This window comes from Streptomyces beihaiensis (assembly GCF_026274175.1).
GTDB classification, from domain to species: domain Bacteria; phylum Actinomycetota; class Actinomycetes; order Streptomycetales; family Streptomycetaceae; genus Streptomyces; species Streptomyces beihaiensis.
This window is the reverse complement of record NZ_JAPHNL010000253.1, coordinates 1-24167: the sequence shown is the minus strand read 5'-3', so window position 1 is coordinate 24167 and position 24167 is coordinate 1. Positions and strand designations below refer to the sequence as shown.

The window sequence follows — 24167 nt, the reverse complement described above, 5'->3', positions numbered from 1 at the left end:
CCGCACCTCGGGCGGCCGTGCTGCGGCAATCCCGGACGGCATAGTCCCCCGATCGTAGGAAGGCGAGCCGAGACAAACGGTTCTGCGCCGTGCCACGTCCTACGTTCCTCGTATGACCGAGCTGCGGCGGGGCGGGCCCCCGTTACCCGGGCCGGCCCCGGACCGTCCGAGCGTGACCGAACTGCGGCTTTCGGCCTTCGGGAAACACCGTGGCCTCACCGTGCCGCTCCATCCGTACACCGTGCTCTGCGGCCCCAGCGGCAGCGGCAAATCGGCGGCACTGCGGGCTCTGACCGCGCTGGCCGGGCTCGGCGGCGGGGCGACACTGGCCGAGGTCTTCCCCGACCCTGGCGCGCACGTGCCGGAGCGGGCCAGGCCGGACGCGCTGGGCCGCCGCGGATTCCGCATCGGCTGCACGGTCGACGGCCCGGTGGGGCCCGTCCGCCTCGACCTGGCCGTCCAGGCCGAGCCCGAACTGCGGGTCGTCGGCGAGCGCCTGGCCGGACCTGACGTCACCTACCTGGAGACGGCGCTGCGCGACCCGGGCCGGCGCGACGTGCAGGCCGCCTGGCACACCGCGGGCTCCGTGCCGGTCACCCGCGCGCCCTTCCCCGACGACCTGCTCGGCACCGCCCTGCTCCCGCTGCGCGTCTCCGGCCGGACCGAGGGACAGCGCAGGGTCCTCGCCGCGGCGGAACAGGCCGTGGTGGCACTCCGCTCGGTGTTCGTGTGCGCCCCCGACCCGGCGCGCATGCGGACCCCGGTGCCCGCCCGCGCCGACCGGCTGTCGCGCGGCTGCGACAACCTGGCGGCGGTCCTGCACCGCACCCGTGCCGAGTGCGGCATCCGGCACGGGCTGCTGGTCAGGGCGGCCCGCGAGGGGCTGGCCGGACCGGTGACCGACGTGCGCGCCGAGCGGACCCCGGACGGATCCGTGCGTGCCGTGATCGACCGCGGCCACGGACTGATCACGCCCGTGGAGTGGCTCGCGGACGGCGAGTTGAGGTACCTGGCCCTCGCTCTCGTCCTGCTCACCGGGCCACGCGTCCTGGAGGTGGACGCCGCGGCCGAGGTCCCCGAGGCGTACCAGAGTCTGACCGTCCTCGCGGACGGCATCGACCAGGGGCTCGACGCGGTGCAGAGCACCGAACTCGCCGAGCTCGCGGCCCGTGTGTGCGCCCGCGGGCACCTCCGGCTCGTCGCCGCCCTGGGGGACGCGTCGTGCGCGGACCGGGCGGCGCGGGCCAACGGCGCGGCGATGGTAGACCTGAAGCCGTGACAGACCCAGCGACCCCACCGAACGGCCCGACAGGGCAGGATCCCGCGGCCCCGCTCGACGTGGCGAGCCTGCAGGCCAGACTCGCGCGTTTCGCCGCCGCACGCGACTGGGGGCCCTTCCACACGCCGAAGAACCTCGCGACGGCGCTGAGCGTGGAGGCGTCCGAACTCGTCGAGATCTTCCAGTGGCTGACGCCCGAGCAGTCGACGCGGGTGATGGAGGACGAGGACAGCGCACATCGCGTCGAGGACGAGATCGCCGACGTGCTCGCGTATCTCCTGCAATTGTGCGAGGTACTCGGCGTCGACGCTCTGGCCGCGCTCTCCGCGAAGATCGACCGTAACGAGCGCCGGTTCCCGCTGCCGGGCGCGTAGCGGCGAGGGGGGAGAGGCGAGAGGGGGAGGGGCGAGGGGGAGGTGAGGGCTGGGGGCGATGGGTGAGGGGCGGGCAGTACGGTCCGCTCCTTCACCTTGTGGTCACTCTCCGGAGTCGCTGAGTTATCCACATCGGACTCCGTGTCCACAGATTTCGGGCCAGCTCTGGCTTTTCGCCGCGTTCACCCTCACTCTGGGTAGTGGAAAAACGGAGTTCGGGCGGGACGAGGAAGCGGATGGATGCGGTGCGGCTCATCGGGTTCGGCAGGCGGGCCCTGGCGCAGAGCCAGGACGCGCCGGACATCATGAGGGAGGTGTGGCAGGCACAGGCCCTCGCTCAGGCCATCGGCAGTCGGCTGGCGATGCAGGGGCCGCCGGAGCTGAGAGGCGAGGCCCTGGGCCTCAGCGAGGCGGGAGCGCGCGGCAGCGGAGGCTCGGCGCTGCCGATGGTGGGGGCAGGAGGAATACGGGCGGCTCGGATGACCGAACTGAGCGATGCGCGGCAGGCGTTGGAGAGCCTGAGCGCACTGCTCGGCGACGCGGGCATCGCGCTTGTCGGGGTGGCGAGCGAGTCGTTCGAGGAGGGGGCGTACTGGCAATGCATGGAAGCGATCGACGCGGCGGACGAATCACGGGACCGCGTACTGGACATACTGCGACGGCTGCCGGACCGCGACAGCCGCCCGCCCCGGACATGGCAGGGGAGGGAGTGCGGACAGGGGCCGGGCCCGGACGGGGACACCGACGTGGGCGCGGACGCCGGACTCGATCCGGATCCGAGCACGGCCGCCTGACCCGAAGTCGGCCCGCGGCGGCGGGCCGACCCCCGGCCGGGCGGCGCGGTCAGACGTCGTCGGACGCCGGGCGGAAGGAAGCGGGAGGCTGCTGGAGGTCGGCGTCCAACTGCGACAGGTCGGCGTTGAGCGCCGCCATCAGCTCCTCCATCTGCTGCAGCAGGCCCTTCGGGGCGCCTTGCTCCGGCGCGGTCGACTCGTGCGCGGCCCGGTCGGGCACGGCTTCCTGGGACATGACGGCCTCCTCGGCCCTCGCCGACCCCCCGTGGGGGAAGGCAGTTGAACTCGTGGCGCCCGGCAGCGACCGCCGGCGCGGGGGCCGGGCGGTCCGGCTCCGCAGGGGTCAACGATCACCGGTTGCGGAGGGTCACTGGGGCGGGACGTCACCGCACCCGGGGTTGACGGTTTTTCACCCGCGCGGGGCGCGTACCACCCTGGTCACCCGCACAGTCGGCGGTCGCCGGTCACGACAGGTGAGGCGCCACCTCGGCGGCGATCAGCTCCAGATGGTCCAGGTCGTCGAGGTCGAGCATCTGCAGGTACATCCGCTGCGATCCGACGGCCTGGTACGCGGCGATGCGTTCGAGGACCTCGGCCGGCGAACCCGCCAGACCGTTCGCCTTCAACTCCTCGACGTCACGCCCGATCGCGTCGGCGCGACGCCGGACCTCGGCGTCGTTGCGGCCGACGCAGATCACCAGCGCGTTGGAGTAGACGAGATCGGCGGCCGAGCGGCCGTGTTCCAGGGCGGCGTCGCCGACCCGCTTGAACTGCCGCTCGGTGTCCGCGAGCGAGGCGAACGGGATGTTGAACTCGGAGGCGAACCGCGCCGCGAGCGCGGGCGTCCGCTTCGCCCCGTGACCGCCCACCAGGACGGGCACGCGCGCCTGGGCGGGCTTCGGCAGGGCCGGCGAGTCCTTCAGTTGGTAGTACTGGCCGTCGAAGGTGAAGTGCTGCCCGACCGGCGTCTCCCACAGCCCGGTCACGATGGCCAGCTGCTCCTCCAGGCGCCCGAACTTCGCCTTGGGGAACGGAATGCCGTAGGCGGTGTGCTCCTCCTCGTACCAGCCGGAGCCGAGGCCCAGCTCGACCCGACCGCCGGACATCTGGTCGACCTGCGCCACCTGGATGGCCAGGACACCCGGGAGGCGGAAGGTGCCCGCGGTCATCAGGGTTCCGAGCCGGATCCGTTCGGTCTCCCGGGCCAGCCCGGCAAGTGTCGTCCAGGCGTCGGTGGGACCAGGCAGCCCGTCGGCGGCGCCCATCTTGAGGTAATGGTCGGAGCGGAAGAAAGCGCCATAGCCGAAGTCCTCAGCCGCCCGCGCGACGCGGAGCAGCGTCTCGTAGGTGGCGCCCTGCTGGGGTTCTGTGAACACGCGAAGATCCATACCGCCATGATGCCCGCAGGCCCCGCGGCGACCGCGCCCCGAATCGCGGTCTCGTCCCACATGGAAACTCGCTGGTCACCGCGGCGGTCGCAGGGGAAACTCGTGTACGTGTTCCTGAAGATCAGTACCACCGGCACCCACGAGCGCCCCGCGACCGACCTCGGCTTCCTGCTGCACAAGCATCCCGACAACGCGCAGGCGTTCACGACATCGTACGGCGTTGCGCACGTCTTCTACCCGGAGGCGAGCGAACAGCGGTGCACGGCCGGGCTGTTGCTGGAGATCGATCCGGTCGCAGTCGTCCGCCGCTCCAGGAGCGGGGCGCGGGGCGGCAAGGGCGACGCGGCGCTGGCCCACTATGTCAACGACCGGCCCTACGCGGCCTCGTCGCTGCTCGCCGTCGCGCTGAGCCGAGTCTTCTCCAGCGCGCTGCGCGGGGTGTGCAAGGCACGGCCCGAGCGCGCCGAGCAGACGCTGCCGCTGCGCATCGAGGTGCCCGTGCTGCCCGCGCGCGGCGGCCCCGAGTTGGTGCGCAGACTGTTCGAGCCGCTCGGCTGGGCGGTCACGGCCGAGCCTGTCGCCCTGGACGAGCAGTTCCCCGAGTGGGGCGCGTCACGGTATGTCCGGCTCGCCCTCGACGGCGAGACGAGACTCGCGCAGGCGCTGCGCCACCTGTACGTGCTGCTGCCGGTCCTCGACGACGCCAAGCACTACTGGGTCTCGGCCGACGAGGTGGACAAGCTGCTGCGCGCGGGCGACGGCTGGCTGGCCGGACATCCCGAGCAGACGCTGATCACGAGCCGCTATCTGGCACGCCGTCGGTCGCTCACGCGCGAGGCGCTGGAACGCCTCGAACTGGTGCGGCTCGCCGACGCCGACGACAGCGACGTCGAGGAGATCGACAACGCGGTCGACGAGAACAGCGACACCGAGGAGAGACCGGTTCCGCTCGCCGTCCAGCGACGCGAGGCCATCCTCACCGAGCTGCGGGACAGCGGGGCCGAGCGCGTGCTCGACCTCGGCTGCGGACAGGGACAGCTGGTGCACGAAATGCTCAAGGACGCCCGGTTCCGGCAGATCGTCGGCGTCGACGTCTCCGTGCGCGCGCTCACCGTCGCGTCGCGGCGCCTCCGGCTCGACCGCATGGGGGAGCGGCAGGCCGCCCGCGTGCGACTGACCCAGGGCTCACTCACATACACCGACAAGAGACTTGCCGGATATGACGCGGCCGTGCTCAGCGAGGTCGTCGAACATGTCGACCCGGACCGCCTGCCGGCCCTGGAGTACGCCGTGTTCGGCTCCGCCCGGCCCCGCACCGTCCTCGTGACCACGCCCAACGTGGAGTACAACGTCCGCTGGGAGTCCCTGCCGGCCGGGCACGTGCGCCACGGCGACCACCGCTTCGAGTGGACGCGGGACGAGTTCCGGGCCTGGGCCGAGCGTGTGGCCGCGCGCCACGGCTACGGCGTGCGGTTCGCGCCGATCGGACCCGACGACCCCGAGGTGGGACCGCCCACCCAGATGGCGGTGTTCACGACGACTGAGCAGAAGGAGGCGAAGGCAGCATGACAGACACCACCGCAACCGCCACGACTCCCTTGACCACCACCGGCGCCGACACGGGCACCGACCGCGGCGTGCGGGCGCTGCCCGTCACCGACCTGTCCCTCGTCGTACTGATCGGGGCCTCCGGCTCGGGGAAGTCGACCTTCGCCCGCGCCCACTTCAAGCCCACCGAGATCATCTCCAGCGACTTCTGCCGCGGTCTGGTCGCCGACGACGAGAACGACCAGAGCGCCAGCGGCGACGCGTTCGACGTGCTGCACTACATCGCGGGCAAGCGGCTCGCCGCGGGCCGCCTCACCGTCGTCGACGCGACCAACGTCCAGAAGGAGGGCCGCAGACAGCTGATCGAGCTGGCGCGCACGCACGACGTGCTGCCCATCGCCATCGTGCTCGACGTACCCGAGGAGGTGTGCGCCGCGCGCAACGCCGAGCGCACCGACCGGGCCGGCATGCCGCGCCGCGTCATCACCCGGCACACCCGGGAGCTGCGCCGCTCCCTGCGGCACCTGGAGCGCGAGGGCTTCCGCAAGGTGCACGTGCTGCGCGGTGCCGACGAGGTCGGCCGGGCGAGTGTCGTGCGTGAGAAGCGGTTCAACGACCTGACGCACCTCACCGGCCCCTTCGACATCGTCGGCGACATCCACGGCTGTGCGAGCGAGCTGGAGACACTCCTCGGGAAGCTGGGATATGTGGACGGGGCGCACCCCGAAGGACGTACCGCCGTCTTCGTCGGCGACCTCGTCGACCGCGGACCCGACACACCGGGCGTGCTGCGCCGGGTGATGTCGATGGTGCGGGCGGGCACCGCGCTGTGCGTGCCCGGCAACCACGAGAACAAACTGGGCCGCCACCTCAAGGGCAAGGCGGTGCGGCTCACCCATGGACTGGCCGAGACCGTCGAACAGTTGAGCAAGGAGAGCGAGGAGTTCCGGGCACAGGTCGGGGAGTTCGTCGACGGGCTGGTCAGCCACTACGTCCTGGACGGTGGACGTCTGATCGTCTGCCACGCCGGGCTGCCGGAGAAGTACCACGGCCGCACCTCCGGCCGGGTGCGCGCCCACGCGCTGTACGGCGACACGACGGGGGAGACCGACGAGTTCGGGCTGCCTGTGCGCTACCCGTGGGCAGAGGACTACCGCGGCCGGGCGGCGGTGGTGTACGGGCACACCCCGGTACCGACGGCCACCTGGCTCAACAACACGATCTGCCTCGACACCGGTGCCGTCTTCGGCGGCAGGCTCACGGCGCTGCGCTGGCCGGAGCGCGAGCTCGTCGACGTGCCCGCCGAGCGGGTCTGGTACGAGCCGGCCAAGCCGCTGGGCTCCGAGGCGCCCGGCGGACACGAGGGCAGACCGCTCGACCTCGGGGACGTACAGGGCCGCCGGATCGTGGAGACCCGGCACACCGGCCGAGTCTCCGTGCGCGAGGAGAACGCGGCGGCGGCCCTCGAGGTGATGAGCCGTTTCGCCGTCGACCCGCGCCTCGTGCCCTACCTGCCGCCCACCATGGCACCGACCGCCACCTCCCGGGTGGAGGGGTACCTGGAGCACCCCGCGGAGGCTTTCGCCCAGTACGCGGCCGACGGTGTTGCGCGCGTCGTGTGCGAGGAGAAGCACATGGGCTCGCGGGCGGTGGTGCTCGTGTGCCGCACCGCGGACGTGGCACGTGAGCGGTTCGGGGTGATGGACCCGGAGGTCACCGGGGCGCTGTACACACGCACCGGCCGCCCGTTCTTCGACGCCCGCGACCGCACCGAGGCGGTGCTCGACCGGGTGCGTGCCGCCGTCACCGCGGCGGGACTGTGGGAGCAGCTGGAAACGGACTGGCTGCTGCTCGACGCGGAGTTGATGCCGTGGTCGCTCAAGGCGTCCGGACTGCTGCGCTCGCAGTACGCCGCGGTCGGGGCGGCGTCCGGCGCCGTGTTCCCCGGAGCGCTCGCCGCGCTCGACGCGGCGGCCGCGCGCGGCGTGGACGTGGCGGAGCTGAGGGAGCGCCAGCGCGGCCGGGCCGAGGACGCCGCCGCGTTCACCGACGCGTACCGGCGCTACTGCTGGACCACGGACGGGCTCGACGGGGTGCGGCTCGCGCCGTTCCAGATACTTGCCGCGCGGGGCCGCTCGCTGGCGGCGCTGCCGCACGACACGCAACTGTCGCTCATCGACCGGATGGTCGAGCACGACGGGAGCGGGCTGCTGCAGACGACCCGGCGCCTGTACGTGGAAACGGCGGACGCGGAGTCGGTGCGGGCCGGGGTCGACTGGTGGCTTGAGATGACCGGGCGCGGCGGCGAGGGAATGGTCGTCAAGCCGGTCGAGGCGCTGGTGAGACAGGAGGGCGACGGGAAGAGCCGACTGGTGCAGCCCGGCATCAAGTGCCGCGGCCGCGAGTACCTGCGGATCATCTACGGGCCGGAGTACACGCGCCCCGAGAACCTGGAGGTGCTGCGGCGCCGTTCGCTCGGCCACAAGCGTTCCCTGGCGATTCGGGAGTACGGCCTGGGCCTGGAGGCGCTGGACCGGCTGGCCGGTGGTGAGCCGTTGTGGCGGGTCCACGAGGCGGTGTTCGCGGTGCTCGCGCTCGAGTCGGAGCCGGTCGACCCCCGGCTGTGAGGTCCTGTTTCGGCCGACCGGTCGCCGTGGCGTGTGCGGGCTTGCTCTCGGCTGGCGTCCGCGGGTTCGGGACGGGTCGCCCGCGTGGTTCCCGCGCCCCCGGTGGGCGGGCCCCTGAGGCGTGCGGCTTCGCCGCGGGGGCCCGGTCCACCCCTACCGACCGCACCGCCCGCCGAGAAGCACATGGCACACGCGACCGCGCATAGCCGCCCCGCAGAGGGAAGGATGTCCCCATGGCATTCCACGTCGACTCCGAGGCCGGGCGGCTGCGCCGCGTCATACTGCACCGCCCGGACCTGGAGCTGAAGCGGCTCACGCCCAGCAACAAGGACCAGCTCCTCTTCGACGACGTGCTGTGGGTGCGCCGTGCGCGCCAGGAGCACGACGGGTTCGCAGACGTGCTGCGTGACCGCGGGGTCGCCGTGCACCTCTTCGGTGATCTGCTCACCGAGACCCTGGAGGAGGGCGCGGCCCGCACGTTGGTCCTCGACCGGGTCTTCGACGAGAAGGAGTACGGGCCGCTGGCCACGTCCCACCTGCGGGCCGCCTTCGAGACGCTGCCCGCGCCGGAGCTGGCCGAGGCGCTCATCGGCGGCATGACCAAGCGGGAGTTCCTGGACGCGCACCCGGAACCGGTCTCCGTCCGCTTCCACGCCATGGAGCTCGACGACTTCCTGCTCGGCCCGCTGCCCAACCACCTGTTCACCCGGGACACCTCGGCCTGGATCTACGACGGCGTCTCCATCAACGCGATGCGCCTGCCCGCGCGGCAGCGCGAGACCGTTCACTTCGAGGCGATCTACCGCCACCATCCGCTCTTCCGTGACGAGCGGTTCAACGTCTGGTCCGAGGGGCAGGCCGACTACCCGTCGACCATCGAGGGCGGGGACGTACTGGTGATCGGGCAGGGCGCCGTGCTCATCGGAATGAGCGAGCGCACCACGCCGCAGGCCGTGGAGATGCTCGCGCACAAGCTGTTCGCCGCGGGCTCGGCCCGCACCATCGTGGCCCTCGACATGCCCAAGCGGCGGGCGTTCATGCACCTCGACACGGTGATGACGATGATCGACGCGGACACGTTCACCCAGTACGCGGGGCTCGGCATGCTGCGCTCGTACACGATCGAACCGGGGGCGGGCGACCAGGAGCTGAAGGTGACCGACCACCCGCCGGAGCACATGCACCGGGCCATCGCCGCCGCGCTCGGGCTGAGCGAGATCCGGGTGCTGACCGCGACGCAGGACGTGCACGCGGCCGAGCGCGAGCAGTGGGACGACGGGTGCAACGTGCTGGCGGTCGAGCCGGGCGTGGTGGTGGCGTACGAACGGAACGCCACCACCAACACGTTCCTGCGCAAGCAGGGGATCGAGGTGATCGAGATTCCCGGCAGCGAACTCGGCCGTGGCCGGGGCGGACCGCGCTGCATGAGCTGCCCGGTGGAGCGCGATCCGGTCGCGGCGACGCGGTGACGGGTTCCCGCGGCGCCTGACGGGTTCTCGCAGTGTCCGTGACTGTCTCCCACGGCCTGCGGATCGTGGCCGGTCCCACACCACCTCGCTGTATAAGAATGCCTTCTATCGTATAGACTTCCAGCATTCCCTTGTTCCGCCGCCGTCCTCAGGAGTCCCCATGGCGACCGCCCAGCGTCCCGGCCTCGCCGGCCGTCACTTCCTCAAGGAGCTGGACTTCACCGCCGAGGAGTTCCGTGCTCTGGTCGACCTGGCCGCCGAGCTCAAGGCGGCGAAGAAGGCCGGGACCGAGACGCAGTACCTGCGCGGCCGGAACATCGCCCTGATCTTCGAGAAGGCGTCGACGCGGACCCGGTGCGCGTTCGAGGTCGCCGCCGCCGACCAGGGCGCCTCGACGACGTACATCGACCCGTCCGGCTCCCACATCGGCAAGAAGGAGTCGAGCAAGGACACCGCTCGCGTCCTCGGCAGGATGTTCGACGCCATCGAGTTCCGGGGCGACGCCCAGGAGACCGTCGAGACGCTCGCCGCCCACGCGGGTGTGCCCGTGTACAACGGCCTCACCGACGACTGGCACCCCACTCAGATGCTCGCCGACGTGCTCACGATGACCGAGCACAGCGCCAAGCCGCTCGACGAGATCGTCTTCGCCTACCTGGGCGACGCCCGGTTCAACATGGGCAACTCCTACCTCGTCACCGGCGCCCTGCTCGGCATGGACGTGCGGATCGTGGCGCCCAAGGCGTACTGGCCCGCCGAGGCCGTCGTCGCGAAGGCCCGCGAGCTGGCCGCGGCGAGCGGGGCGCGCATCACGCTCACGGAGTCCGTCACCGACGGCGTCGCGGGCGCCGACTTCGTCGTCACCGACGTATGGGTCTCCATGGGTGAGCCCGAGGAGGTGTGGGACGAGCGGATCAAGGCCCTCACCCCGTACGCGGTGACGACGGACGTGCTGCGCGCGACCGGCAACGCGGACGTGAGGTTCCTGCACTGCCTGCCCGCCTTCCACGACCTGGGCACCAAGGTCGGCCGGGAGATCCACGCCAAGTACGGCCTGGAATCCCTGGAGGTCACCGACGAGGTCTTCGAGTCGGAGCGCTCCGTCGTCTTCGACGAGGCCGAGAACCGCCTGCACACCATCAAGGCCGTGATGGTCGCCACCCTCGGCCGACCGTAGGCGGCCCCCTGCCACCACCGCTCCACCCCGTTCACCGGTGGGACCGGAACACCCTCCCCGGCCCCGCCCGTCCGCGGCACACCCCGCCGCGCCCGCACCACCAGAAATGAGCACCACCCCCATGTCGCCGACCCCGACGACTCCGACGGCCTCGACCACCCCGACGGCCTCGACCGCCCCGGTACGCCCGGTCGCGCCCGCCGGTCCGCGCGTCAAGTCCCCCGAAGCCCTCCTCGCCGAGTCCGGCACCGATCTGGAGGGCCACGGTCTCCAGCGCACCATGGGCCTCTTCCAGCTCGTGTGCTTCGGCGTCGGCGCCATCGTCGGCACCGGCATCTTCGTCGGCCTGTCCGACACGGTCGCCGCGTCCGGGCCCGCCGTGCTCGTCTCGTTCGTGCTGGCCGCGGTCACCTGCGTCTTCACGGCGTTCTCCTTCGCCGAGCTGGGCGGCGCGATTCCGGTCTCCGGTTCCTCGTACTCGTTCGCCTACGCGGCCCTCGGCGAGCGCGTCGCCTTCCTCGTCGGCTGGTGCCTGCTCCTGGAGTACGGCGTCTCCGTCTCCGCGGTCGCCGTCGGCTGGAGCCAGTACGTCGACGAACTCCTCCAGAGTCTCGTCGGCCACCAGCTGCCGACCGCCCTGTCCGCCGGGCCCGGCGACGGCGGCGTGATCAACCTTCCCGCCGTGATCGTGATGCTGATGGCCGCCGCGCTGCTCGTGCGCGGCGTCCGGGAGAGTGCGCGGGCCACCGCCGCCATGGCCGTGCTGAAGATCGGCATCCTCATCGCGTTCTGCGCCATCGGGTTCAGCGCGTTCAAGGACGGCAACCTCGCGCCGTTCATGAAGGACGGCATCGGCGGCATCACGTCGGGCGCCTCACTCGCCTTCTTCTCGTACATCGGCTTCGACGCGATCACCACGGCCGGAGAGGAGGTCAAGAACCCGCGGCGGAACATCCCGCTCGCGATCATGATCTGCATCGGGCTCGTCACCCTGCTGTACTGCTCCGTCGCCCTCGGCGCGATCGGAGCGCTCGGCGCGGACGCCGTCGGGAACAAGCCCGCCGCGCTCTCGCTCGTCGTCGACAAGGTCACCCACTCCACCGTCGGCGGCGGCATCATCGCCTTCGGCGCCGTCGTGGCCATCGCCTCCGTCGTGCTGGCGGTGATGTACGGGCAGACGCGGATCCTGCTGTCGATGTCGCGCGACGGCCTGATCCCGCGGGTCTTCGAACGGGTGTCGCCGCGTACGTCGACGCCGGTCGCGGGCACCTGGATCGTGGCGGCCGTCTTCGCGGTCCCGGCCGCGTTCGCGTCGCTCGGCGTCGTCGTCGACCTGACGACCATCGGCACCCTGGCGATCATGATCGCCGTCAACGTCGCGGTCGTCGCGCTGCGCCGCCGGCGGCCCGACCTCAAGCGGTCGTTCCGGGTGCCGCTCTACCCGCTGAGCCCCGTCCTCGGCGTGGCGATGTGCCTCTACCTGATCTGGGGCACGGGCTGGACGACCTGGGTGCAGTTCGCGGCGTTCCTCGCCGTCGGCGCCCTCGTCTACGCGCTCTACGGCCGCCGCCACTCGCGGCTCGGCGCTGCCGCCGCTGAACCGCGGCCCGTCAGCGGCCCTACGCCTCCGACGGCGGCCGCTGCGCCGGCACCGCGGGAAGGGTGAACCAGACCGCCTTGCCGGAGCCGGTGGGGCGGTGCCCGCACGACGCACTGAGCGTGCGGATCAGCAGCAGGCCGCGGCCGTGCTCCTGCCACGGGTCCGGTGCGGCCTCCACCGTGTCCCAGGGCACGGTCAGCTCGGCCGGCGGAGCCGGGTCCGGGTCGTGCACCTCGACCTGGCAGCCGGTCTCGAAGAGCTCCACGACCAGCTCGATCGGGGTGTCCCCCGTGGTGTGCTCGACGGCGTTCGCCACCAGCTCCGCCGTGAGCAGCTCGGCGGTGTCCGAATCGGTGGCGGGCGAGTCGATCTCGGCCAGCGCGCTGCGCACGAGAGCGCGCGCGACCGGCACGGCCGCGGCCGTGTGGGGCAGCGCTATGCGCCACGAGGTGGGTGTGGGCGGAGTGGGCAAGGCAGGTCCTGGAAGAGCGGCTCGACGCACCCGATCCGGTGGGGGCGGCGCGGCGAGAGGGTGACGGGGAGATGGCTGGGGAGTGACTGTCCTGCGTTCAACCGTATGAATGGTACGGCGTGTCCCGCTAGAGGCTCCCGGCGGTGGGGCGCAGGACGTAGGACCCTATATCGCGTACTCGTGACGGCAGTCACGATCCGGTGATACCGTCGACGCGTCAGCTACCCGCCGGAGGCACGCGCATGAGTCCCTTCACCGGCTCCGCCCCCCGCACCACGACCTGGCATCACTTCACGTACACCGAGGACGAGCACGGCGTCGCCACCGTCGCGCTCGATCGGCCCGACAAGCTCAACGCCCTCACCTTCGACGCCTACGCCGACCTGCGTGACCTGCTCGCCGAGCTGTCCCGCGAGAAGGCCGTGCGCGCCCTCGTCCTTGCGGGCCGCGGCCGCGGCTTCTGCTCCGGCGGCGACGTCGACGAGATCATCGGCGCCACCCTCGCGATGGACACGGCGCAACTGCTCGACTTCAACCGCATGACCGGGCAGGTCGTACGGGCCGTGCGCGAGGCACCCTTCCCGGTGATCGCCGCCGTGCACGGGGTCGCGGCCGGGGCGGGCGCCGTGCTCGCGCTCGCCGCCGACTTCCGCGTCGCCGACCCCAGCGCCCGCTTCGCGTTCCTGTTCACCAAGGTCGGACTCTCCGGCGGCGACATGGGCGCCGCCTACCTGCTGCCGCGGGTCGTCGGCCTCGGTCACGCCACCCGGCTGCTCATGCTCGGCGAGGCGGTACGCGCGCCGGAGGCCGAGCGCATCGGCCTGCTCAGCGAGCTCACCGAGGAGGGCAAGGCCGACGAGGCCGCGCTCGCCCTCGCCCGCCGCCTCGCCGAAGGCCCCGCCCTCGCCCACGCCCAGACCAAGGCGCTGCTCACCGCCGAGCTCGACATGCCCCTGGCCGCGTCCGTCGAGATGGACGCGGCCACGCAGGCGCTGCTCATGAACGGCCAGGACTACGCCGAGTTCCACGCGGCGTTCACCGAGAAGCGCCCGCCCAAGTGGCAGGGGAAGTGACCCCGATGGCCTCAGCCGCGCCCGCGCCCACCCCCGCACCGACGCCCTCGCCCGCATCCGAATCCGCATCCAGGTCCACGGCCCGCGCGATCGCCGTCATCGGCGGCGGCCCAGGCGGCCTCTACGCGGCGGCGCTGCTCAAGCGCCTGGACCCGTCCCGCGCGATCACCGTGTGGGAGCGCAACGCCCCGCACGACACGTTCGGCTTCGGCGTCGTCCTCTCCGACGAGACGCTCGGCGGCATCGAACACGCCGACCCCGTCGTCTACGCCGCGCTGCGCGACGAGTTCGTGCGCTGGGACGACATCGACATCGTCCACCGCGGCACCTGCCAGACCTCCGGCGGCCACGGCTTCGCCGCCCTCGGCCGACGGCGTCTGCTCGACATACTGCACGGCCGCTGCCGTGCCCTCGGCGTCGACCTGCGTTTTCGCACCGAGGCGCCGCCCGTGGCCGAGCTGCGCGCCACTCACGACCTGGTGATCGCCGCCGACGGCGTGCACAGCCGCACCCGCGAGGCGTACGCCGACGCGTTCCGCCCGCACATCGAGGAACACCGCAACCGCTACATCTGGCTCGCCGCCGACTTCGCGTTCGACGCCTTCCGCTTCGAGATCGCCGAGACCGAGCACGGCGTGATGCAGCTGCACGGCTACCCGTTCAGCGACCACGAGTCGACCGTCATCGTCGAGATGCGCGAGGAGGTCTGGCGGGCGGCCGGCTTCGACGGGCCGGACGTCCGCGAGTCGATCGAACAGTGCGCCAAGGTGTTCGGCGACGCCCTCGGCGGCCGCACCCTGCGCTCCAACAACTCCTCCTGGCTGACCTTCCGCACGGTCGTCAACGACCGCTGGTCCCACGGCAATTGCGTGCTCATCGGCGACGCTGCGCACACCGCGCACTTCTCCATCGGCTCCGGCACCAAGCTCGCCGTCGAGGACGCCCTCGCCCTGGCCGCGTGCCTGCACGAACAGCCCACGACGGGCGCGGCGCTGCACGCGTACGAAGCCGAGCGGCGGCCCGTCGTCGCCTCCACCCAGCGCGCGGCACGCGCCAGCCTGGAGTGGTTCGAGGACCTGGCCCGCCACCTCGACCAGCCGCCCCGGCAGTTCGCGTTCAACCTGCTCACCCGCAGCCGCCGCGTCACCCACGACAACCTGCGCATGCGGGATGCCGCCTTCACGGAGGCGGTGGAGCGCGAGTTCGGCTGCCCGGAGGGTACGCCGCCGATGTTCACGCCCTTCCGTCTCGGCGGCCTCACCCTGCGCAACCGGGTCGTCGTCTCGCCCATGGACATGTACTCGGCGGTGGACGGGGTGCCCGGCGACTTCCACCTCGTCCACCTGGGGGCGCGGGCGCTCGGCGGGGCGGGCCTGGTCATGACCGAGATGGTCTGCGTCAGCCCGGAAGGCCGGATCACCCCCGGCTGCGCGGGCCTCTACACACCCGAGCAGGCCGCCGCCTGGCGCCGCGTCGTCGAGTTCGCGCACACCAGCGCGCCCGGCACGGCGATCGGCGTGCAGCTCGGCCACTCGGGGCGCAAAGGGTCGACACGCCTGATGTGGGAGGGCATCGATCAGCCGCTGCCGGAGCCCGCCGACAACTGGCCGCTCGTCGCGGCGTCCGCGCTCCGCTACAAACCGGCCAACCAGCTGCCCCGTGAGCTGACCACGGACGACCTGGCGGAGATCCGGGAGCAGTTCTCCGCCGCTGCGTGGCGGGCGGCGGGCGCGGGCTTCGACCTGCTCGAACTGCACTGCGCGCACGGCTACTTGCTGTCCGGTTTCCTCTCGCCCCTGACCAACCGGAGGACGGACGCGTACGGCGGTTCGCTCGAAGCCCGGATGAGGTTCCCGCTGGAGGTCTTCGACGCGGTGCGCGCGGTGTGGCCCGACGACCGGCCGATGACCGTCCGCATCTCGGCGACGGACTGGGCCGACGGCGGCACGAGCGGCGCGGACGCCGTCGCCATGGCGCGCGCCTTCGCCGCGCACGGCGCCGACGCGATCGACGTGTCGACCGGTCAGGTCGTCGCCGACGAGCAGCCCGCGTACGGCCGCTCCTACCAGGTGCCGTACGCGGACCGTATCCGGGCCGAGGCCGGCGTCCCGGTGATCTCGGTCGGGGCGATCTCGTCGTGGGACGACGTCAACTCACTCATCCTGGCGGGCCGTACGGACCTGTGCGCGTTGGCGCGGCCGCATCTGTACGACCCGCACTGGACGTTGCACGCGGCGGCCGAGCAGGGCTATTCGGGGCCCGGGGCGGTGTGGCCGCAGCCCTACCGTGCCGGTTCGAGGCGCCCCCGGACCGGACGCCTCGACGCCCCCAAGCCGCGGCTCTCCCTGCCGGGTTGACGCCGGCGCCCCCCGGCGCGGGTGCGCGGTGGCTGATCGCGGGGGACCGCGCACGGCGAGCACCACATGCGGCACTCACGGCAGCGCGGCGCCCGTGACCATGTTCCGCGCCCGCACGTGCCCGGCGTGTGCGCGAGGATGACGCGAGGCCAGGGTGTCGGGAAGTGGCGGTAGGCGACGTCGATCGTGAAGTCCTGCTCGCGCTCGGCCCGCCGCCCCGTCCGCCAGCAGTGCCGGATCCGGTGCCCCCGGCCCGCGAGACGGAGTCCAGCTGGTCGGCGAGTTCTGCGCGCCTTCAGCCCCGAGGTTTCCTCGGCGCCCTCTCATGCGGCGGGAGTCACCCGGCCGGGGCCTCTCGGTCGCCGTTGACGAACCGCTCCCCGGCCGCCCGCAGCCGCTCGTCGAGTGCCCGGAACACGGCCGCCGAACGCACCCCCGGCCAGCCGTCCGGCAGCAGCGCGGCGGGCAGTCCCGGGTCGGCGTAGGGGAGATGGCGCCACGAGTCGAGGGCGAGCAGATAGTCGCGGTAGGCGTCCCGCGGCGGGGTGTCGGCGCGCCGCCCCCACGCGTCGAGCACCGGCCCGTGCTCGGCGAGGAACGCCTCGTGCTGCCCGGCCAGGGCGGGCAGGTCCCACCAGCGGGCCACCGCGTCGGCCGTCGCCGCGAAGCCCAGGTGCTCGCCGCGGAACAGGTCGACGTACTCCGCGCAGCCGATCCGTTCCAGGGTGTGCCGCGCCTCCTCGTACAGGCGGGCGGGCGCCAGCCATACGCCGGGCGCGGCCGTGCCGAAGCCGAGCCCGGCCAGCGTCGAGCGCAGCACGTGCCGCTTGGCGCGCTCCGGCTCCGGCACGGAGAACACGGCGAGCACCCATCCGCCGCCGCTGTCCCGGGCGCCGTAGACGCGCCGGTCGCCGTCCTCCAGGAGCTGGCGGGCGGCGTCGGAGAGCGCGTACCCGGCGGTCCCGGCCCCGGTGCGCGCGGGCAGCAGCAGGCCGCGCCGCTTGAGCCGGGAGACCGCCGAGCGCACGGACGGCGCGTCGACCCCGGCCGCACCGAGCAGCCGGACCAGTTCGGCGACCGGCACGGGCCCCGGGAAGCCGCGCCCGTACGCCCCGTAGAACGTGACGATCAGGGAGCGCGGCGCGTGCGCATGGGGGCCGCTGGGCGGCGGTGGTGTGAGCTGGTCGGGCACGTGATCACTTTACGGGGGCGGGTCCCTGTGCCCCAGGCTCCCGCAGCCGGAACCGCTGGAGCTTGCCGGTCGCGGTGCGCGGCAGGGCGTCAAGGAAGACGATCTCGCGCGGACACTTGTACGGCACGAGCTGCGCCTTGACGAACTCCCGCAGCGCGTCGCCGTCGGGCCGCGCGCCGGGGCGCACCACGACGTACGCGACGGCGATGTGTCCGCGCGCCGCGTCGGGCCGTCCGACGACGGCCGCCTCGGTCACGTCGGGGTGCCGCAGGAGCGCCTCCTCGACCTCGGGGCCCGCGATGTTGTACCCGGCGGAGATGATCATGTCGTCCGCGCGGGCCACGTACCGGAAGTAGCCGTCGGCGTCACGGACGTACGTGTCCCCGGTGATGTTCCAGCCGTCGCGTACGTAGACGGTCTGCCGCTCGTCGGCGAGGTACCGGCAGCCGACCGGCCCGCGGACGGCCAGCAACCCCGGCTCTCCGTCGGGGAGGTGTCGGCCGCTCTCGTCGACGATCCGTGCCTGCCAGCCCGGCACCGGCACCCCCGTGGCGCCCGGACGCACCGCGTCGTCGGCGGCGGAGATGAAGATGTGCAGCAGTTCGGTGGCGCCGATGCCGTTGATGACGCGCAGACCCGTCGCCTCGTGCCAGTCCTGCCAGGTGGCGGCGGGCAGGTTCTCCCCGGCGGAGACGCAGCGGCGCAGCGAGGAGACGTCGTACGTGTCCCGTGCCAGTTCCGTGAGCATTGCCCGGTACGCCGTGGGCGCGGTGAACAGCACCGAGACGCGGTGCTGCCCGATGGCGGGCAACAGCCTTCCGGGGCCCGCCTGTTCGAGCAGCAGCGCCGACGCGCCCGCGCGCAGCGGGAAGATCACGAGCCCGCCGAGCCCGAACGTGAACCCCAGGGGCGGACTGCCCGCGAACACGTCGTCGGGCGTGGGCCGCAGGACGTGCCGGGCGAACGTGTCCGCGATGGCCAGCACGTCCCGGTGGAAGTGCATGCACCCCTTGGGACGGCCGGTCGTGCCCGAGGTGAACGCGATCAGCGCCACGTCGTCGGCTGCCGTCTCCACCGCCTCGTACGACGCCGGTCTGTCCGCCGCGAGCCGCAGCAGGTCATCGGGCCCGTCCCCGCCGAACACGACCGTGCGAAGCCCCGGCACCTGGGCCTTCGCGAGGTCGTCGGCCGACCGCGCGTCGCACAGCGCGTGCCGCACCCGTGCGATCTCGCACATCGTGGCCAACTCGGCCGACCGCTGCTGCGCCAGGACCGTCACCGCGACGCCGCCCGCCTTCATCACCGCCAGCCAGCACGCCGCCAGACGGCGTGTGGTAGGCCCGCGCAGCAGCACCCGGTTGCCCGGCACCACGCCCATGTCCTCGGTCAGGACGTGCGCGATCCGGTCGACGGTCGCCTTCAACTCGCCGTAGCTCCAAGGCGGTTCACCGGGCGCGTGGAAGGCGGGCCGGTCGGCTCCGTACCGCTCCACGGTCGCGTCGAGCAGCTCGGCCCCGCAGTTGAGTCGCTGCGGGTAGCACAGCTCCGGCAGGTCGAAGGAGAGCCCCGGCCACAGTTCGGTCGGCGGCAGGTGGTCGCGCGCGAACGTGTCGACGTGGGCGGATGGACTCAGCGGTCGGTTCATGGCCGGGCGCCCCCTCGGCGTGGGTGGCTTGGCTCGCATGCCGTCGCTGCGGTTCGGGCCTGTCCGGGGGGACCGGGCCCGAGCCGCGGCGCCATCGAGCGTATCGTGATGGTGACGACAGTCAACAGAGCGCGATACGGTTCCCGGAGAGATGACGCCGGACCGGCGACGTCCACCCGGAGAGGAGCTTCGGCATATGGGCACATTCTCGCTCGAACCCGACCAGCTCGCCTGGTGTGCCGAACTACGTGACCACGCCGCCCGCCGCCTGGCGCCGCTCGCCGAGAAGAGCGAGCCCGGCCGGGTGAACCGCCCGCTCCTCACCGAGCTCGGCCGCCTCGGCCTCCTGGACCGGCTCTTCACCTCCGGCGCACTCGACCTCTGTCTGATGCGCGAGTCCCTCGCCCGCGGCTGCACCGAGGCCGAGACCGCACTGGCCCTCCAGGGCCTCGGAGCGCACCCGGTGCACGCGCACGGCACGCCCGAGCAGCGGGCTCGGTGGCTGCCCGAGGTCGGCGCGGGCCGGGCGGTGGCCGCGTTCGCGCTGAGTGAGCCGGGGGCGGGCTCCGACGCGGCGGCGCTCGCGCTGCGCGCGGAACCGGACCGCGAACCCGGCGCAAGCGGTGCCGAGGGCACGGGCGGATGGCGGCTCACCGGCGAGAAGCGCTGGATCTCCAACGCCCCCGAGGCCGACTTCTACACGGTCTTCGCCCGCACCGCCGCGGACGCGGGCGCCCGCGGGGTGACCGCCTTCCTCGTCCCCGCCGACCGTCCGGGTCTGACCGGCGAGCACCTCGACATGCTCAGCCCGCACCCCATCGGCACCCTCACCTTCGACGGCGTGCCGGTCGGACCCGACGACGTCCTGGGCGAGGTGGACCGGGGCTTCCGCGTCGCGATGGGCACGCTCAACCTCTTCCGGCCGAGCGTCGGCGCGTTCGCCGTCGGCATGGCGCAGGCCGCGCTCGACGCGACACTCGCCCACACAGCCGAACGCCAGGCGTTCGGCGGCCCGTTGAGTGATCTCCAGACCGTACGGCACACCGTCGCCGACATGGCGCTGCGCGTCGAGAGCGCACGCCTGATGGTCCACGCGGCCGCGTCGGCGTACGACGAGGCCCCGGACTCCGGCGACGTGCCGCGCCGTGCGGCCATGGCCAAACTGCAGGCGACCGAGACCGCCCAGCACGTCGTCGACGCGGCCGTCCAACTGCACGGGGCACGGGCGCTGCGCCGCGGCCACCTCCTGGAACACCTGTACCGGGAGGTGCGCGCACCCCGCATCTACGAAGGCGCCACCGAGGTCCAGTACGCCATCATCGCCCGAGAGCTGTACGCGTCCCACGGAGAGGCGACCCGCCCATGAACCCGATGGACCAGAGCGCCACGGACCCGAGCCCGGCCGAGCGGATCAACCCGCCCCAGCTCTCCCCGCCCACCGGCTTCTCGCACGCCGTCACCGTCACCGGCTCCCGGCTCGTCTTCCTCGCCGGGCAGACCGCGCTCGACCCGGACGGCAAGGTCGTCGGCGCGACGCTGCCCGAGCAGTTCGAGGCCGCGCTCGGCAACCTCCTGACCGCCCTGCGCGCGGCGGGCGGCACCCCGTCGGGACTCGCCCGCGTCACCGTCTACGCCACGGACGTCGCGGACTACCGGGCGCACGCCGCCGAACTGGGCCGAATCTGGCGTCGGTTGGCCGGGCGCGAGTACCCGGCCATGGCGGTCATCGGCGTGGCCAGGCTCTGGGACGAGCAGGCGATGGTCGAGGTCGACGGGGTGGCGGTGCTGCCGGACGGAACGTAGAGGCGCCCCCGGGCAAGGGGACGCCTCTACCCGGCCTCGCGGGTCAGGCCGTGCAGTTGTGCGCCGCGCTGGTCGCGGAGGCGATGACGATGTCGATGCCCCCTGGCGCGGTCAGGTGCACGGCGTCGACGGTGAGGTCGCCACCGTTCTCGACCTGCTCGTTGACGACGAGCTCGGCGCCGACGACGCCGAGGCCGACGTCGAGGTCGGGCGTGTCACCGACGTCGACGCGCCGGCCGGCGACGGTGAACGTCAGGCCGACGTCGCCGGACCGGGCGGTGCAGGTGCTCTCCGACGTGGCCGTGCCGCCGCAGACCCCGATGACGGGCAGCCCCCGCAGCCCGATGCTCGCCTTCTCGACCCCGGCAGTGGCGGTCGCCGAGGCGGGCCCGGCGGTCGTGGCGACCTTCGCGCACAGCGTGTCGGCGAAAGTTCGCGACCGAGCCGTTTCCCTCGCACGGCTGACGCGACCTCTTCCAGCGCGCGGATGTCGAACGCGGTGCCGGTGGCGTCCGGTACGGCCGAGGTCACCACGGGCCACGACTGCCGACGGGCGCTGTCGACGGTGCGCGGCACCGCCGACAGCCACCGTCATCGACGGTGAAGTGCCGGCCGGTCGACCCCCTGGGCGCCGGACCCGCGGGCGCTGAGCCACGCGTCGAAGTCGGCGTCGTAGCGGGTGCCGATCCGGGTCGCGTAGACGGCATGGCCGCCCTGGTAGTCGCCGACGCGGAAGCGGGCCAGCATGGCGGCCACGTCGGCGGGGTGCCGCTCCATCATGTAGCGCACCGCGAGATAGCCCCACGGGTAGGTGCGGGTGACGTCGCTGTTGGCGTACGTGTTCCCGAACAGCGTGCTGAGCTTGTACGTGTGCTTCGCGGCCTCGGCGACCGCCTCGTCGTCGGTGATCCCTCGGTAGCCGTACGAGACGTACTCCGCGACGCCCTCGATCCACCACACGTCCGGGACGGACGTCTGCTTGCCGAAGTCGCCCTTCATGTCGTAGCGGGCGTCGAGGTAGTGCGTGTACTCGTGGTTGAGGTTCCAGATCCGGGCGGGGAAGCCGTCGTCGTGGTCCTTCTGGTACATCACCGACAGAGGCTTGTTGCCGGGGTCGGCCGGGTCACCGATGAGGGTCATGCCGCCGTTGTCCGTGTCGATGCCGAAGATGGCCCCGGCGTAGGTCTGGTAGTCGGCCCTGCTGGCGAACACGGCGAACTCGATGCTCGACTCGTACTGTCCCGGTATCGGGCCGCCGCTGCCGACGAGGCGCCGGAAGTACGCGTCCTGCCCCAGCACGCTGGCACAGGCCGCCTCCATCTCCCGCGCGCTCAGCGCCTGTGCCCGGATGGTGTGGTGCGCGTCGCAGGAGTGGGTGCGGGGCAGGGCCGCGGCGGCGAGCCTGGCGGGCAGGTGGCAGACGCCGTACGCGGAGCAGTGGTCCTTGTCGTACGTGGCGGCCTGGGTCGCCACCGCGACCCACAGCCGGGCGGTCGGGCCGGTGACGCGGGAGAAGTGGAGCAGCTGCTCGACGAGGGGGCGCACTTGGCCGCGCAGGGCCGGGTGCTCGAGGTAACGGGCCTCGATCATCCCGGCGTTGGAGTCCAGGACGCTGTTGCCGGTGCCCAGCAGGCCCAGATGGGCGAAGGCGAAGAAGTGCAGGGTGTAGATGATGCTCGGGTCGTCGGTGACGGCGCTGACGTACTCGGGGTTCCAGTTGCCGCGCCACAGCGGGGTGTAGACGTCGTTGACGGCGGCGACCATGCTCGGGACCGCGTCGTAGGAGCTGTCGTAGTCGATGAGGATGCGCTCGTACGCGTCCAGGTAGCGGCCCTGTTCCCCGGCGCTGTCGGTCAGCACGACAACCTCGCCGAGCACGTCGCCGTTGGCTGAACTCACATCGCCCGAACGGGAGTTGCCGAAGAAGGCGTCGAGTCCCGAGCGGGTGGCCGCGGCCAGCCGGGGGCCGTAGGCGCCCACGTCTGACTGGTGGTAGGACTGCACGTAGTACCCGGCGCGCAGGAACAGGACGAGCTGCCAGATGCCGGTCGAGTCGTCGCCGTGGTACGACGCCGCCGAGGCGGCGAAGGCGTCGGCCACGCTGACCATCTGGCCCTCGCGGAAGATGTCGTGGGCGGTGCGGCCCGTCACGTCGAACAGGGTGTTGACGCAGCCGATCGGTGCGGCTCTGACGTACGCGACCAGATCGGTGCCGGTGCGGCCGGCGAAGGCCGCCGCGTCGCAGGCAGCGGCCTTGCGGGCCGGGGTGCGCGGGTGTTCGCCGACGGTGTCCGGAGTCTGGGTGCGCTGGGGCGCGAGGCGGGCGGCGCCGACCGGTCTGCGCCGCACGGCGGGCCGCTCGTCGGCGCCGGTCAGGGTGGGGGACTGGGCCGTGGGGCGGGGGGTGGCCAGGGATGCCGCGGCCGTCGGCCGGACGGTGGACGGCGGCGCGGAAGACGCGTGAGGCGCGGCTGCCGCGGGGGCGGCCAGGAGGCCGCCCACGGTCACGCAGGCGGCGAGGCCGCCCGTGACCCATCGGGGAAGAGTGAAACGGAGGCGCATCCATGCTCCTTCGTGGCGGTCGCGCCCCGGGGATCGAACTGAGGCGCGAGCGGCACTCTGGCAGCGCCCCATGGCACGGACAATGCCATGTGACATAGCACTTGGCGGCGCGGGTCATAACACCCGTGGAAGACCGACGGAGCCGTCGCTCACGCCCGCAGGTGCGCGGACCGTGCGGCGAGCGCGCGGTAGGACGCCGACGCGCACGCCACCAGCGTGTCCGCCTGCGCGTCGCTGACGGCGTCGCCGCGCCAGGCCAGCACGTAACGGCACCACAAAGGCGCCCCGGAGAGCGGCTTGACGACGACCCCGGGAGCGGGCCTGAGCGTCGCCTGCACCACCGAGACGCCGAGCCCCTGCGCGATCATCGCCTGCAACTGCAGTGAGTCGCCGAGGAATTCGTGCACGGTGGCCGGAGCGAACCCCGCGGCCTCGCACGCCGCGTAGAACACGCCGGGCCAGCCGGCGCCGTCGTCCGGGGTGAGGAACCACGCGTCGTCCACGAGATCGGCGAGGGCGACGTCCCGTGCCCGGCACAGCCGGTGGGTGGCCGGCAGGGCGACGAACGACGGCTCCGTGGCGAAGCCGCGGTGCGTCACGGCGGCCGAGTGGCGCAGTTCGAGCCCCGGATAGTCGGCCGCGATCGCGGCGTCCACCGCGCCCTTCTCCAGCAGCTCCACGCTGTCGGAGGACGCGTAGACGCTGGTCACGGTCGGCGCGATGCCCGGTCGGCGCTCCCGCAGGCGGCTGAGCAGCCCGGGGAGCACGGGCGAGTTGGTGACGGCGAGACGGAGACGGCGCGGCGGT

General features: G+C 72.6%; 20 protein-coding genes. 12 read left to right on the top strand and 8 right to left on the bottom strand.

The genetic code is table 11. The features are described 5' to 3' along the window. Positions 1 to 112: 112 nt before the first annotated feature. From OFY01_RS19785 to OFY01_RS19775, 3 genes are all read left to right on the top strand, one after another. On the top strand, positions 113 to 1279 hold the full coding sequence (locus OFY01_RS19785) for an ATP-binding protein (protein ID WP_266601740.1): 1167 nt from the start codon (positions 113 to 115) through the stop codon (positions 1277 to 1279). Further along, positions 1276 to 1653 (top strand): nucleotide pyrophosphohydrolase, encoded by a 378-nt coding sequence (locus OFY01_RS19780; RefSeq protein ID WP_266601738.1) that lies wholly within the window; start codon positions 1276 to 1278, stop codon positions 1651 to 1653. Before OFY01_RS19785 ends, OFY01_RS19780 begins: the two co-directional genes overlap by 4 nt. A 236-nt stretch (positions 1654 to 1889) precedes the next feature. Further along, positions 1890 to 2447 (top strand): DUF6099 family protein, encoded by a 558-nt coding sequence (locus OFY01_RS19775; RefSeq protein ID WP_266601736.1) that lies wholly within the window; start codon positions 1890 to 1892, stop codon positions 2445 to 2447. A 49-nt stretch (positions 2448 to 2496) separates the two neighbouring features. On the opposite strand, the gene OFY01_RS19770 is transcribed toward OFY01_RS19775, so the two are convergent. Beyond that, a complete protein-coding gene (locus OFY01_RS19770; RefSeq protein WP_266601734.1) occupies positions 2497 to 2682 on the bottom strand; it encodes a hypothetical protein in 186 nt (61 codons plus the stop codon). 229 nt (positions 2683 to 2911) lie between these two features. After that, positions 2912 to 3835 (bottom strand): LLM class F420-dependent oxidoreductase, encoded by a 924-nt coding sequence (locus OFY01_RS19765; RefSeq protein WP_266601732.1) that lies wholly within the window; start codon positions 3833 to 3835, stop codon positions 2912 to 2914. Positions 3836 to 3943: 108 nt separating this feature from the next. On the opposite strand from OFY01_RS19765, the gene OFY01_RS19760 reads away from it, so the two are divergent. From OFY01_RS19760 to OFY01_RS19740, 5 genes are all read left to right on the top strand, one after another. Continuing rightward, a complete protein-coding gene (locus tag OFY01_RS19760) occupies positions 3944 to 5404 on the top strand; it encodes a 3' terminal RNA ribose 2'-O-methyltransferase Hen1 (protein ID WP_266601730.1) in 1461 nt (486 codons plus the stop codon). Further along, positions 5401 to 8010 carry a polynucleotide kinase-phosphatase gene (locus tag OFY01_RS19755; RefSeq protein ID WP_266601728.1) on the top strand — a complete coding sequence of 870 codons (2610 nt, stop codon included), beginning with the start codon at positions 5401 to 5403 and terminating at the stop codon, positions 8008 to 8010. The genes OFY01_RS19760 and OFY01_RS19755 overlap by 4 nt, the downstream gene beginning before the upstream one ends. A gap of 233 nt (positions 8011 to 8243) precedes the next feature. Then, positions 8244 to 9479: an arginine deiminase gene (locus OFY01_RS19750; protein WP_266601726.1), complete on the top strand. Its 1236-nt coding sequence runs from the start codon at positions 8244 to 8246 to the stop codon at positions 9477 to 9479. Positions 9480 to 9639: 160 nt separating this feature from the next. Beyond that, positions 9640 to 10656: an ornithine carbamoyltransferase gene (gene argF / locus OFY01_RS19745; protein ID WP_266601724.1), complete on the top strand. Its 1017-nt coding sequence runs from the start codon at positions 9640 to 9642 to the stop codon at positions 10654 to 10656. A gap of 121 nt (positions 10657 to 10777) precedes the next feature. After that, positions 10778 to 12322 (top strand): amino acid permease, encoded by a 1545-nt coding sequence (locus tag OFY01_RS19740; RefSeq protein WP_266601778.1) that lies wholly within the window; start codon positions 10778 to 10780, stop codon positions 12320 to 12322. Here the strand turns inward: OFY01_RS19740 and OFY01_RS19735 are convergent. Then, positions 12276 to 12728, bottom strand: a complete 453-nt coding sequence (locus OFY01_RS19735; RefSeq protein WP_266601722.1) for an ATP-binding protein — start codon at positions 12726 to 12728, stop codon at positions 12276 to 12278. The genes OFY01_RS19740 and OFY01_RS19735 overlap by 47 nt on opposite strands. Before the next feature lie 242 nt (positions 12729 to 12970). On the opposite strand from OFY01_RS19735, the gene OFY01_RS19730 reads away from it, so the two are divergent. Together OFY01_RS19730 and OFY01_RS19725 are read left to right on the top strand one after the other, a co-directional pair. Continuing rightward, positions 12971 to 13801, top strand: coding sequence for an enoyl-CoA hydratase family protein (locus OFY01_RS19730; protein ID WP_266601720.1), 831 nt, complete (start codon positions 12971 to 12973; stop codon positions 13799 to 13801). Positions 13802 to 13806: 5 nt separating this feature from the next. Then, on the top strand, positions 13807 to 16158 hold the full coding sequence (locus OFY01_RS19725; RefSeq protein WP_266601718.1) for a bifunctional salicylyl-CoA 5-hydroxylase/oxidoreductase: 2352 nt from the start codon (positions 13807 to 13809) through the stop codon (positions 16156 to 16158). A 337-nt stretch (positions 16159 to 16495) separates the two neighbouring features. Here the strand turns inward: OFY01_RS19725 and OFY01_RS19715 are convergent, their stop codons facing one another. Both OFY01_RS19715 and OFY01_RS19710 read right to left on the bottom strand, forming a co-directional pair. Then, a complete protein-coding gene (locus OFY01_RS19715; protein WP_266601716.1) occupies positions 16496 to 17350 on the bottom strand; it encodes a PaaX family transcriptional regulator in 855 nt (284 codons plus the stop codon). A 4-nt stretch (positions 17351 to 17354) separates the two neighbouring features. Next, on the bottom strand, positions 17355 to 18995 hold the full coding sequence (locus OFY01_RS19710) for an AMP-binding protein (protein WP_323135535.1): 1641 nt from the start codon (positions 18993 to 18995) through the stop codon (positions 17355 to 17357). Between the two features lie 196 nt (positions 18996 to 19191). Here OFY01_RS19710 and OFY01_RS19705 point away from each other — a divergent pair, with 196 nt between their 5' ends. Together OFY01_RS19705 and OFY01_RS19700 are read left to right on the top strand one after the other, a co-directional pair. Then, positions 19192 to 20361 (top strand): acyl-CoA dehydrogenase family protein, encoded by a 1170-nt coding sequence (locus OFY01_RS19705; RefSeq protein ID WP_266601712.1) that lies wholly within the window; start codon positions 19192 to 19194, stop codon positions 20359 to 20361. A 5-nt stretch (positions 20362 to 20366) separates the two neighbouring features. Beyond that, positions 20367 to 20798, top strand: a complete 432-nt coding sequence (locus tag OFY01_RS19700) for a RidA family protein (RefSeq protein ID WP_266601776.1) — start codon at positions 20367 to 20369, stop codon at positions 20796 to 20798. A 43-nt stretch (positions 20799 to 20841) separates the two neighbouring features. On the opposite strand, the gene OFY01_RS19695 is transcribed toward OFY01_RS19700, so the two are convergent. From OFY01_RS19695 to OFY01_RS19685, 3 genes are all read right to left on the bottom strand, one after another. After that, the gene (locus tag OFY01_RS19695; RefSeq protein ID WP_266601710.1) at positions 20842 to 21393 is read right to left on the bottom strand and encodes a hypothetical protein; all 552 of its coding nucleotides are present in this window, start codon (positions 21391 to 21393) and stop codon (positions 20842 to 20844) included. Further along, positions 21390 to 23360: a collagenase gene (locus OFY01_RS19690; RefSeq protein ID WP_266601708.1), complete on the bottom strand. Its 1971-nt coding sequence runs from the start codon at positions 23358 to 23360 to the stop codon at positions 21390 to 21392. Before OFY01_RS19690 ends, OFY01_RS19695 begins: the two co-directional genes overlap by 4 nt. Positions 23361 to 23509: 149 nt before the next feature. After that, positions 23510 to 24167: LysR family substrate-binding domain-containing protein (locus OFY01_RS19685; protein WP_266601706.1), on the bottom strand; the 658-nt coding region annotated here is incomplete at its 5' end.